Source organism: Mucilaginibacter sp. GW821-FHT07H05, from assembly GCF_059418485.1.
Genome location: NZ_JBWKPY010000001.1, coordinates 797,414 through 809,629 on the forward strand (window position 1 = coordinate 797,414; position 12,216 = coordinate 809,629).

Here is a 12,216-nt window from a genome sequence, read left to right on the forward strand (position 1 = left end):
AGCAAACCCGCTCAAAAATATAGTTCGAACCCTCGTCCAAACATGGTATAAGGTAAGCTTTCTACATATCTACGGGAGCATGTCTGCATTTTTATCCACGCAAACTAATCTCCAACAGCTATTTAATTCATCACTAAACAACCTATATTTGGCACTCAAATAAAACTCTACATGGCCGACGAGAAGATCATATTTTCAATGGCGGGGGTCAGCAAGATCTATCCGCCGCAAAAGCAAGTGTTAAAAAATATCTACCTGTCGTTTTTCTATGGCGCTAAAATTGGCGTTATCGGTTTAAACGGTTCGGGTAAATCATCTGTATTAAAAATCATAGCCGGGCTGGATAAAACCTACCAGGGCGAGGTGGTATTTTCGCCGGGTTATACCGTGGGTTATCTGGCGCAGGAGCCTATCCTTGATCCCAACAAAACCGTACGCGAGGTGGTAGAAGAAGGTGTATCCGAAATTACCGCCATCCTGAAGGAATACGAAGAGATCAACGATAAATTCGGGCTGGAAGAGGTTTACAGCGACCCGGATGCCATGGATAAACTGATGGCGCGCCAGGGCGAACTGCAGGATAAAATTGATGCCGTTAACGCCTGGGAACTGGATACCAAACTGGAGCGCGCTATGGATGCCCTGCGTTGCCCCGAGCCGGATACCAAAATAGAAGTACTATCGGGTGGCGAACGCCGCCGTGTGGCCCTGTGCCGCCTGCTGTTGCAGGAGCCGGATGTATTATTGCTGGATGAGCCTACCAACCACTTAGACGCTGAATCGATAGACTGGCTGGAACAACACTTAAAACAATACGCAGGCACGGTTATAGCCGTAACGCACGATCGTTATTTCCTGGATAACGTAGCCGGCTGGATCCTGGAACTGGACCGTGGCGAAGGGATCCCATGGAAAGGCAACTACTCATCATGGCTGGATCAGAAGGCCAAGCGCTTAGCCCAGGAAGATAAAACCGAAAGCAAACGCCAGAAAACATTAGAACGCGAACTGGAATGGAGCCGTATGGCGCCAAAAGCCCGCCACGCCAAAGGCAAGGCCCGTTTAGCCAACTACGAAAAACTGGCCAGCGAAGAAGGTAAGGAACGCGAAGAAAAACTGGAACTGTTCATTCCGCCTGGTCCGCGTTTGGGTAACGTGGTAATTGAGGCGACCAATGTAAGCAAAGCCTATGGCGATAAGGTGCTGTTTGAAGACCTGAGCTTCTCGCTGCCGCCTGCAGGTATTGTTGGGATTATTGGTCCCAATGGCGCTGGTAAAACTACGCTGTTCCGCTTAATTACCGGGCAGGAGCAGCCCGATGCCGGTACATTCCGCGTAGGGGAGACGGTAGCTTTAGGTTATGTTGACCAGATGCATGATGATTTGGACCCCGAGAAATCGGTTTGGGAAAACATTACCGGCGGTAACGAAACCATTATGCTGGGCAACCGCCCGTTGAACTCGCGCGCTTATGTATCGCGCTTTAACTTTAACGGTGCCGATCAGCAGAAAAAGGTAGGCGTGCTGTCTGGCGGTGAACGTAACCGTGTGCATCTATCCATCACGCTAAAAAAAGGATCGAACGTGCTGTTACTGGATGAGCCCACCAACGATATCGACGTAAACACGCTGCGGTCGTTAGAGGAAGCGTTAGAGAACTTTGCCGGTTGCGCCGTCATCATTAGTCACGACCGTTGGTTCCTGGATCGTATCTGTACCCACATCCTGGCCTTCGAGGGTAACTCGCAGGTATACTTCTTTGAGGGTAACTACTCGGATTACGAGGAAAACCGCAAGAAACGTTTGGGAGATGTTGCTCCGAAAAGGATTAGGTATAAGAAGTTGGGGTAGTAATTTTAATCTGTCACTCATGACCGGAGCTGAAAAACGAGTTAAAATGGATAATGCTATTAAAGAAATTGTTATACCTTTTTTAAAGAATAATGGTTTCAAAGGGTCATATCCACATTTCAGACGGGAGAAGAATGACAAATTAAATTTATTGACTTTTCAATTTAGCTTATATAGCCCAAAATTTGTGGTAGAAATATCAAGCTGTCCACCCGGAGGATATTTAACAAGTTGGGGTAAAAACCTTAAGCCTTCTGAATGCCGAGTAAGTTTTATGGGTATGAGGTTACGTGTAGGGAGTGAAAAAAACAAAACAGACTATTGGTATAATTTCGAAAACGAGTCTTTTTTTACAAATATCTACAAAAAACGGGCGAAGGAGGTGATTGAAAACTTCGGTGAAGCAGAAACTTGGTGGGATGAAAATCCTATAGAGGGCTCCACAATAATCTAACTTATGTTCCATTATATAGCTACGGGATTGCCGCGTCGCCCCAACTCACAGGCCAGGCCGCAATGCAATGACAAGGTGTATATAAACGCAAAACGCCCCGGATTTTCCGGGGCGTTTTGCGTTTATAGCTTATTCCCCCTTCAGGGGGTTAGGGGGTAATTACCAAATCTTCACCCTATCCTTATCATCCCGATACATTTTATCGCCGGGTTTAATGTTAAATGCTTTATAAAACTCGGGCATATTGGATAGTGGACCGTTAACACGATACATTTCGGGCGAGTGGGGGTCTGTACTGATCCGCATGCGCATGGTTTCGTCGCGGGTTTTAATACGCCATACCTGTGCAAACGACAGGAAAAAACGCTGATCAGGCGTTAAGCCGTCAATCTTGGTTTCGCTTTTGCCCTGTTCGGTATTTTTGAAGGCGTTGTAGGCAATGGCTAAACCGCCAATATCGGCAATGTTTTCGCCAAGAGTTAGCTTGCCGTTTACGTTCAGGTTTTTCAATACAACAAATTTATTATACTGGTCAACCACCATTTGGGTTTTGGCTTTAAACTTGGTTTCGTCATCTTTAGTCCACCATTGTTTCAGGTTGCCGTCTTTATCATATTGCGCACCCTGATCGTCAAAGCCGTGTGTCATCTCGTGGCCTATTACCGCGCCTATGGCACCGTAATTAATGGCATCATCGGCATCCTTATCAAAGAAAGGGAACTGCAGGATCCCGGCCGGGAAAACGATCTCGTTAAACGACGGATTGTAGTAGGCATTAACAGTAGGCGGCGTCATGCCCCATTCGGTTTTATCCACTTCCTTATTAATACGTTTTAGCTGCTCTTTATAATTATGTTTACTGATAGATTCCATATTGCTGTAATACCCAACACGGGTAACCTCTACATCATCGTATTTTTTCCATTTATCAGGATAGCCGATCTTTTTAGTAAAGGCGGCCAGTTTATCTATGGCTTTTTGTTTGGTAGCCGGGCTCATCCAGTCCAGTTTCTCTATGCGGGCTTTGTATACGCTTTGCAGGTTGTTCACCAAATCAAGCATGCGTTTTTTAGCATCAGGTGTAAAATATTGCTTTACATAAAGCTGGCCCAGCAGTTCGCCAATACCACCATCAACCGCGTAGGTAATGGTTTTCCAGCGTTCCTTTTGTTTTTTCTGTCCGCTAAGGGTGGTGCCAAAAAATGCAAACCGGGCGTCCCTGAAATCTTTACTCAGGTACGATGCCGAGCTATTTAAGGCGGTAAATTCCAGCTCGGTTTTCCAAACATCAATAGGCTGCGATTTTAGCAACTGACCCAGCGCCACGTAATATTTAGGCTGGCCAACTAAAATAGTATCGGTTTTAATACCCATCAGGTCGAGCACATTTTTCAGATCGATATCCGGCACCTGTTTTTGCAGGTCGGTAACCGTATACTTATGATAGTTAGCCTGCGGGTCGCGCAGTTGAACCGGGGTAGAGTGCGATTTGGCAATCTCGGTTTCCAGTTTCAATACATCGGCGGCCTTTTTAGCGGCTGTCGACGCGTCTGCGCCGGTAAGGGTAAACAGTTTAGCGATATACTTTACATATTCGGCCCGTATTTTTACCGATGCCGAATCTGTTTTTGAATAATACTCGCAATTAGGCAGGCCTAAACCAGTCTGGCTGAATTGCGCCATGTTCTTTTTGCTGTTCTTATCATCGGGCGCTACATAAAAGCCAAACAAAAAGCCGTCGCCATCTTTAAAACTACCGGCCGCAAGATTGATCAACCCTTTATAATCCTTAACCCCATCAATACGTGCCAGTAGTGGCTTAACGGGGGTATAGCCCAACTTATCAATACCGGCCGTATCCATACCACTGGCATACAGGTCGCCTACTTTTTGTTCAAGGCTGCCGGCATCATGCGTTTGGGCCGACGTTTCCTCCAATATTTTGTGCAGGTTTTTGGTATTGTCATCATCCAGGGTGTAGAATGAGCCCCAGCCGGTTTCAGATGCGGGGATCTCCGTTTTCTTTATCCAGGCGCCGCCGGCATAGTCGAAAAAGTTTTCGCCGGGCGATACCGTAGTATCCATATTAGCTTTATCAAAGAAAACGCTGCGCTTTGGCGCTTCGGATGCTGAGTCGGATTTGCCTTTGCAGCCCGCCGCCAAAATTGCCGGGACCGCTAACCATAAATAATTACTCCATTTCATTTCTAAGGGGTTTTTTGTTTAAAGATGGAGATAATGAAACATATTTTAAAATGCCTGATACTGGCTATGTGTAATTAAGGCGGTTAATTTGTTGATAATAAGTAAGATGTTAACAAATAAATTACCAGGAGTTAACGTTAATACCATACATAATCGCTTATTTTTATAAACCTGTAGCAGAGGTTGTTATAATTTCACCTAACACGATTTTTATATGACCTGGAGAAAATTCAGCGGCGAGATCATCCAATCGCCAATTATGGAGGAAGTGGAGAAAGCTATTGAGCGCGAAGCTGCCCTCGGCAATAAGTTAAAAGTATGTATCGGGACAGATTCGCAGGTAAAGGGTACGGTTACCGACTTTGCCACCGTGATTGTTTTTTTGCGCGAACAACGCGGCGGATTTATGTATATCCACCAGGAACGCAGCAGCCAGCAAATGAGCATTAAGGAACGCATGCTGAGCGAAGTGCAAAAGTCTATCGATATTTCCTACAAACTATGCGATTTGCTTGACCTTTACGATGTAGACCTGGAAGTGCATGCCGATATTAATACCAATCCGGCCTTTAAAAGTAACCAGGCCCTGCACGAGGCGATGGGCTACATCCTAAGCATGGGCTTTGTGTTTAAGGCCAAGCCCGAGGCTTTTGCCAGTTCGTGCTGCGCTAATAAGATGGTGCAGTAGATTTGTTGGTGATTAGAGATTGGTTGATCAGTGATCAGGGAAATTTATGGGAAATAAGCTACCTTGTCCCCATAAATGAGGATTCCCAACATAAAAGGAATAATTGACAGGCGCATACTGGTTAATTACACCATCGACCCCGATATCGCTAAGACAATTGTTCCCGCACCTTTCACACCTAAAATAGTGAACGGAAAGGCTATTGCCGGCATTTGCCTGATCAGGTTAAAAGAAATACGGCCTGCCGGTTTACCCGCATTCGTAGGCATGAGTTCTGAGAATGGCGCGCATCGCATAGCGGTGGAATGGACAGAGAAAGGTGAACTTAAGGAAGGCGTTTACATTCCACGACGCGATAGCTCATCTTTGTTTAATACGATAACAGGCGGCCGCGTTTTTCCTGGCAAACACCACCGGGCTAAGTTTGATGTAAAAGAAAGCAACGGTAATTATCATGTCTCTTTTAAAAGTGAAGATGGAACGGAGATCAGTGTTGACGCGCAGCTAACGAACACATTTGCACCCGGTTCTGTCTTTAACGACCTGGAAACCGCATCCAACTTTTTTAAAGCTGGCGCAACAGGGTATTCGCCCAATGGTAAAAAATATGACGGCCTGCTACTTAATGCCTATAAATGGGAGGTGCAACCATTGGATGTAATTCACGTCAGATCAAGTTTTTTTGAAGATGAACAAATATTTCCAAAAGGATCAGTGCAATTTGACAATGCCTTACTAATGACCAATATTGAGCATGAGTGGTCGTCTGTTGACGATAAGGATTGTCTGTAATTGCAAAGCCTTGCATATTTCGCCACATTCACTTAAATTGCCATAAATACTATCATCATGAAAAAACTTACTTTAATATTCGCGCTGGCAGTTATTGGCCTTGGTGCAAAAGCCCAGGCGCCTGATGCAACCACGTTAACCAAAACCGGCGATATAGCCCCTGTTTTCGCCTTTAATATCAGCAAGGATAAAACCGCTAACCTTCAGGATTATCGCGGTAAAATAGTTTTGCTTAACTTTTGGGCTACCTGGTGCCCGCCATGCCGCGCCGAATTGCCAAGGGTACAAAAAGAGATCTGGGAAAAATATAAGGATAATCCCAAATTTGCGATGTTTGCCTTTGCCCGCGAAGAAGGATGGGAGAAAGTGCTGCCCTTTAAAGAGCAAAACAAGTATACCTTTGATATGCTGCCCGATGAGAAACGGGCCATATTTAAATTATATGCCACGCAATCCATCCCCCGTAATGTGGTACTGGACGAGAACGGCCGGATTATTTACCAATCTATAGGCTACAGTGAAAAAGAGTTTAACGAACTGCTAACCCTGCTGGAAGCGCGACTGAAGCCAAAATCGTAATTAAAACGTTGTAGGTAACTCGTAATCAACGGGCAGCAGATCGGCTATGCGCAGCGTTCCCCAATAACCCTCCACCGTATGGCTGTCGGGGTTGTAGATAATGCCGTTACTATCAAAATATGCGTAGGGGGTGTTAAAAATAACCACGGTACTGCGGTCGCCTTTGTAATTAATCTGCAGGCAATCCTCATATCCAAAAGCATAGATGCCTTTCTTTTGGGTTAGCTTGATATAATCACGACTGCTGATGGGGGCTTTCACTAATGTTTGAATGTATTTTGCCAGCATTGATTTGCCCGACCAATACTGTATAGAATCGCTCCGGCCTGCAGTAAATGGTGAGGTCCCTCTAAAAAAAGCAAGTTTTGCCTTAATCAGGCTATCAGGCGGTCGGTCGGCGTTTGATTTTCTGATCAATCGGCGCACGGTAAAGCCTTCTTCATCTACCTGCTGGGCAATACAGGCCCGCAAAAAGTGCATATCCGAACCACGATAGGCTTTAATGCGCGCTTTTTGCCAGCGTTTCTGCTGCGATTCTTTACCTGTAAGCGGTTCAAATATGGACGAGCCCTGGTACGCAACATATCCCCGCGTAGGGTCCCTGGTAAAAGATTTAAGCAGGTATTTAATCCGGTAACCCAAAGCCTGGTTTTCGATAATTAAAAAATCGGTAGTACTGGCGGTCAGTTTACCCGTCCTTTTGTCAAAATCAAGGTCAAGCAGTTCGGGGTTTATTAATTTGCATTCCGCCGCATTTTCTGAGCGGCCCAAAAACTCTTCCGTAAATATTTTAACATATCTGTCGCGGCTTCCGTCAAAAAGAATTTTTACTTCCTGCAGTATGGTTGTTTTGGGAGAGAGTTCAATAACCGGCAAATTAAGGCCATCGTTATTGATCATTACATTTTGATGGTAGGTTTCAAAACCAATGCAGGAAACCACTAAATCATACTGGCCATTTTTAATATTATTCAGGATAAAAGAGCCGTCATCGGCGGTTTTGCTGCCTACACTTGCGTTACTTAAGAATACGCTGGCATCGGGCACAGCCTTTTTGCCATTTTGGCTCACCACTTTACCCGTAATGGTTTGTGCAAATAAAGCGGCAGGCAGTATAAATAATAAGAATATTAGGTTTTTAAGCATTGCGGTCTTTAATCATTCCTTGTTTAGGCAGAGCGTGCTTAAATATATCAAAAATCTGTTTTATGTTTAATTAAATAGCTTACTTTTTGATAACGGGCGGTGTTAATTACGCATATTCACATATTGCAGGGGCTGGCCAAAGTCTTCGCCGCGGCACAGGCTGATCACAGCCTGAAGATCGTCGATCTTTTTGGCCTGTACCCGCACCATATCATCCATAATAGATGCCTGTACTTTTAGACCGCTGTCTTTTATTTTTTTAACCACTTTTTTGGCGGCTTCTTTATCAAGGCCTTCCTTAATACTGATTTCCTTGCGGATCATATTGCCCGATGCGTATTGCTCTTTGCCAAAATCAAGCGCTTTGGGGTCAAGCTGTTGTTTTACCATGCGGCTGATGATGGAATCGGTAATGGCTTTCAGGCGCATATCATCCTCGGTAACAATGGTTACCATATTAGTTTTTTTGTCCAGGTCAATAGTGCTTTTCGATCCGTTGAAATCGTAGCGGTTCAGTATTTCTTTTTTGGCGGTGTTGATAGCGTTGTCGAGCGTTTGCCCGTCAATTTTGCTTACAATATCAAATGTTGGCATATCTGTAGGTTTTTACAAAGATAGTTGATTAGTCCGGAAGACGGAAAGTCTGGAAGTCCGAAAGATAGTAAGAAATCTGCGCATTTGTCTTTCGGACTTTCTGTCTTCCGGACTTACCGACTTAATTAACAAAAACAATTAACTTAATATTATCTTAACAAATAAATAAGCAGATTTGCCATAGGGCGATTTAGCCCGGAGATTATCAACTATGCCTCATCAGCGTTTACCATTAATTAACAGGGAGATCAGTTGGCTGTATTTCAACGATAGGGTGCTACAGGAAGCTGCCGACCCAACCGTGCCTTTGATAGACCGTGTGCGCTTCCTGGCTATATTTTCATCTAACCTGGATGAATTTTACCGGGTGCGCGTGGCTACGCTTAGCCGGCTGGTTAGCCTGAACGAGAAAGCCAAGGAGCTTTTGGGCTACAATCCTAAAAAACTGCTGAACCAGATCAAAAATATGGTGGTTAAGCAGGAGCAAAAATTTAACAACCTGTACGAAAACATTATTGTTAAAGAACTGGCCGATGAGCGCATCTTCCTGATCAATGAAACCCAGCTGAATGTTACCCGGGGTACGTTTGTGAAAAACTATTTTCGCGAGCGGTTGCTCAGTAACCTGGTGCCGGTAATGCTGGACCCCCACTCGCCGCTGCCCGAACTGCGCGACCGCGCTATTTATTTTTTTGTTAAGCTTCGGAAGAATAAGAAGACACGGCTGGCGCTGATGGAGATCCCCGATACGGTTTCGCGTTTCCTGGTACTGCCCGAAACCAATAATCTGAAGTTCATTATCCTGCTGGATGATATTATCCGCTATAGCCTGGAGGATGTGTTCTTTATTTTCGATCATGACAGTATCGAAGCTTACTCCATACAGCTTACCCGCGATGCCGAGCTTGATCTTGACCAGCAGGTGAGCGAGAAGTTTATAGACGCACTGGCTAAAAGCTTGCAAAAACGCAAAAAAGGCAAGCCCATGCGTTTGCAATATGATGCGGATATGCCCGATGACATGCTGGACTTTCTGGTGAGCAAGATGGGCATTAATAAGGAAAGTCTGATACCCGGCAACCGCTATCAGAATTTTAAGGATTTTATTAAATTCCCCAATGTGGGCCGGCCCGATCTGGAGTATACCAAACACCCATCGCTAACGGTAGATGATCTGTCGTTCGGTAAAAGCTTAATGACATCTATTGCCAAACGCGATTATTTGATTAACACACCATATCAGTCGTTTGATTATGTGATCCACTTTTTGCGGGAAGCCGCTATCGATCCCAAGGTGAAAGAGATCAGCCTGTCGGTTTATCGCCTGGCCGAAAACTCCAAGGTGGTACACGCGCTCATTAACGCCGCCAAAAATGGCAAAAAGGTGAACTGCCTGGTGGAATTGCGCGCCCGTTTTGACGAGCAGAACAATATTGCCTGGAGCAACCGGCTGGAAGAAGAGGGCGTGAAGGTGATATACGGTATGCCAGGCTACAAGGTGCATTCTAAAATATGCCTGGTTACCCGGATGGAAAAAGGTAAGCCCGCTTATTATGCCAGCCTGTCGACCGGAAACTTTAACGAAAAAACATCGCAAATATATGCCGACCATACCTTGCTTACCGCAAGCAAACGCTTAACCGGCGATCTGGTACATGTTTTCAGGGCGATAAACAAAGGTATCCTGCCACGGGATATGAAACATCTGATCGTTTCGCCAATTGATTCGCGGCCGGCTATTTATAAACTGATAGATAATGAGATAGCCCAGGCTAAAAATGGCAAGCCAGCCTATATGATCTTGAAAATGAACAGCCTGGCCGATGAAGAGTTGATAGAAAAACTATACCAGGCCGGCAAAGCAGGGGTAAAGATACAGCTGATCATCAGGGGGATGTGCTGTTTGGTGCCGGGCGTGAAGGATGTGAGCGAAAACATCAGCGTGATTAGTATTGTTGATAAATACCTGGAGCATGCCCGTGTGCAGATATACGGCAATGGCGGTAAAGAGCTGATCTACCTCACGTCGGCCGATTTTATGACCCGTAATATTGATAACCGGGTAGAGGTAGGTTTCCCCATTTACAGCGAAGAACTGCGTAAGGAGATCCGCGATATTATTAATATCCAGTTAGCGGATAATACCAAGGCCCGCGAAATTAACGCCGGCAATACCAATAAATACCACAAAACAAAATCGGATGTGCTGGTTAGGGCACAAATGGATATTTACAATTATCTGAAAAATAAATACAACAAAAATTGAGATACGCAGCAGTTGATATAGGATCGAACGCGGTTAGGTTACTGATAGCCGATATAAACGAGAGTAACGGGTCGGTAACGTTTAAAAAGAATACGCTGATCAGGGTGCCGCTGCGTTTGGGAGACGACGCCTTTTTAAATCAGCAGATCTCGCCAAAAAAAGCTGCCGACCTGGTGAAAACCATGCAGGCCTTTAAAAACCTGATGGATGTTTATAAAGTGAGTCAGTACCGGGCCTGCGCTACATCGGCCATGCGTGAAGCTAAGAACGGGCCTGATATTGTACGCACCATTAAGGATGAGGCAGATATTAACCTGGAAATAGTGCACGGCGAGGTAGAGGCCAATATCATTTATGCCAGCCATGTAGAGCAAAACATAGATAAAAGCAAAAACTATTTGTATATTGATGTTGGCGGCGGCAGTACCGAGTTGTCGCTATTCTCGGACGGGGAAATGGTGGTTTCTAAATCGTTTAACCTGGGCACCATCCGCATACTGGATAACCAGGACAAGGACGAGACCTGGGAGGAGATGAGGGAGTTTTTGCGTGTGCATACCAAACACTATAAAAACCTGTCGGGTATTGGTACCGGCGGTAATATCAATAAGTTGTATAAGCTGGCCGATGAAAAGGAAGGAAGCCCGTTATCATTTGCAAAACTGAAAAGTTTATACAATTATCTCAACTCATTTTCGCTGAAAGACCGCATTAATGTGCTTGGCCTTAACCAGGATCGGGCCGATGTAATTATACCCGCCTGCGAGATCTATCTTAGTGTATTGAAATGGGGAGGCATCAAAAATATTTATGTGCCCAGCGTTGGCATGGTCGACGGGATTATCCAAACGCTGATAGATGAGTACCATGGTTCTTCCGTTTAAAAAAATGTAAAATATTTGTTAATAAATAAAAAAGTGTTATACCTTTGTACTTACCCTTTCATAGGGTATGTTTTTCATAGGTAGATGTAGGGTCGAGTACTTGTATTCGACCCTTTTTTATGCCCGTAACTTTTATTCTTTAACTTTGTTGTGATTAATAGTATGGGTAAAAAAATCATAATCGCCGTTACAGGGGCCAGCGGGGCCATTTATGCCAAACTTTTGCTGGATAAGCTGCAGCAAATGGGCACGCAAATTACCGAGGTTGGTGTAGTAATGAGCGACAATGCCCGCCAGGTTTGGCAACTGGAACTGGATAATCACGACTATCAGAATTATTCGTTTAAGTTTTATGATAAGGCCGATTTTATGGCGCCATTCGCATCCGGATCCGCCAGGTTTGATACCATGGTGATCATTCCCTGTAGCATGGGCACGCTGGGCCGTATCGCCACCGGCATATCAAACGACCTGACCACCCGCGCCGCCGATGTGATACTGAAGGAACGCCGGAAGCTGATATTGGTGGCCCGCGATACGCCTTTAAACCTGATCCACATCCGCAATATGCAAACCATTACCGAAGCCGGTGGTATTATTTGCCCGGCTGTGCCATCATTTTACAGCAAACCTGCAACCGTTGAAGAACTGGCTATGACTGTGGTAAACCGGGTGATAGACCTGATGGGTTTAGAAAATGAGAGCTACAGGTGGAGTGAGGAATAGCTATTTCTATTACTCTGGGCGACAGATATTA

11 protein-coding genes are annotated in these 12,216 nt (G+C 45.1%); 8 read left to right on the plus strand and 3 right to left on the minus strand.

What is annotated here, in order from left to right; genetic code table 11:
• Positions 1–171 precede the first annotated feature (171 nt).
• Both ettA and AC07M6_RS03375 read left to right on the plus strand, forming a co-directional pair.
• The gene (gene ettA / locus AC07M6_RS03370; protein WP_494887501.1) at positions 172–1,851 is read left to right on the plus strand and encodes an energy-dependent translational throttle protein EttA; all 1,680 of its coding nucleotides are present in this window, start codon (positions 172–174) and stop codon (positions 1,849–1,851) included.
• A gap of 19 nt (positions 1,852–1,870) precedes the next feature.
• Positions 1,871–2,305, plus strand: coding sequence for a DUF4304 domain-containing protein (locus AC07M6_RS03375; protein WP_494887502.1), 435 nt, complete (start codon positions 1,871–1,873; stop codon positions 2,303–2,305).
• Positions 2,306–2,464: 159 nt separating this feature from the next.
• On the opposite strand, the gene AC07M6_RS03380 is transcribed toward AC07M6_RS03375, so the two are convergent.
• The gene (locus AC07M6_RS03380) at positions 2,465–4,510 is read right to left on the minus strand and encodes a M13 family metallopeptidase (RefSeq protein ID WP_494887503.1); all 2,046 of its coding nucleotides are present in this window, start codon (positions 4,508–4,510) and stop codon (positions 2,465–2,467) included.
• Between the two features lie 214 nt (positions 4,511–4,724).
• Here AC07M6_RS03380 and AC07M6_RS03385 point away from each other — a divergent pair, with 214 nt between their 5' ends.
• The 3 genes from AC07M6_RS03385 (at position 4,725) to AC07M6_RS03395 (ending at position 6,569) form a co-directional block, all read left to right on the plus strand.
• A complete protein-coding gene (locus AC07M6_RS03385) occupies positions 4,725–5,198 on the plus strand; it encodes a ribonuclease H-like YkuK family protein (protein WP_494887504.1) in 474 nt (157 codons plus the stop codon).
• 75 nt (positions 5,199–5,273) lie between these two features.
• Positions 5,274–5,990 (plus strand): DUF2071 domain-containing protein, encoded by a 717-nt coding sequence (locus AC07M6_RS03390; RefSeq protein ID WP_494887505.1) that lies wholly within the window; start codon positions 5,274–5,276, stop codon positions 5,988–5,990.
• A gap of 57 nt (positions 5,991–6,047) precedes the next feature.
• Complete coding sequence (locus AC07M6_RS03395; RefSeq protein WP_494887506.1) at positions 6,048–6,569, plus strand: TlpA family protein disulfide reductase; 522 nt, start codon at positions 6,048–6,050, stop codon at positions 6,567–6,569.
• Here AC07M6_RS03395 and AC07M6_RS03400 read toward each other — a convergent pair whose 3' ends face one another.
• Both AC07M6_RS03400 and AC07M6_RS03405 read right to left on the minus strand, forming a co-directional pair.
• Positions 6,570–7,715 (minus strand): carboxypeptidase-like regulatory domain-containing protein, encoded by a 1,146-nt coding sequence (locus AC07M6_RS03400; RefSeq protein WP_494887507.1) that lies wholly within the window; start codon positions 7,713–7,715, stop codon positions 6,570–6,572.
• Positions 7,716–7,817: 102 nt separating this feature from the next.
• A complete protein-coding gene (locus AC07M6_RS03405; RefSeq protein ID WP_494887508.1) occupies positions 7,818–8,309 on the minus strand; it encodes a YajQ family cyclic di-GMP-binding protein in 492 nt (163 codons plus the stop codon).
• A gap of 211 nt (positions 8,310–8,520) precedes the next feature.
• On the opposite strand from AC07M6_RS03405, the gene ppk1 reads away from it, so the two are divergent.
• The 3 genes from ppk1 (at position 8,521) to AC07M6_RS03420 (ending at position 12,185) form a co-directional block, all read left to right on the plus strand.
• Complete coding sequence (ppk1, locus tag AC07M6_RS03410) at positions 8,521–10,575, plus strand: polyphosphate kinase 1 (RefSeq protein WP_494887509.1); 2,055 nt, start codon at positions 8,521–8,523, stop codon at positions 10,573–10,575.
• Positions 10,572–11,459, plus strand: coding sequence for a Ppx/GppA phosphatase family protein (locus AC07M6_RS03415; RefSeq protein ID WP_494887510.1), 888 nt, complete (start codon positions 10,572–10,574; stop codon positions 11,457–11,459). The genes ppk1 and AC07M6_RS03415 overlap by 4 nt, the downstream gene beginning before the upstream one ends.
• A 162-nt stretch (positions 11,460–11,621) precedes the next feature.
• Complete coding sequence (locus AC07M6_RS03420; protein WP_494887511.1) at positions 11,622–12,185, plus strand: UbiX family flavin prenyltransferase; 564 nt, start codon at positions 11,622–11,624, stop codon at positions 12,183–12,185.
• The last annotated feature ends 31 nt before the right edge of the window (positions 12,186–12,216 follow it).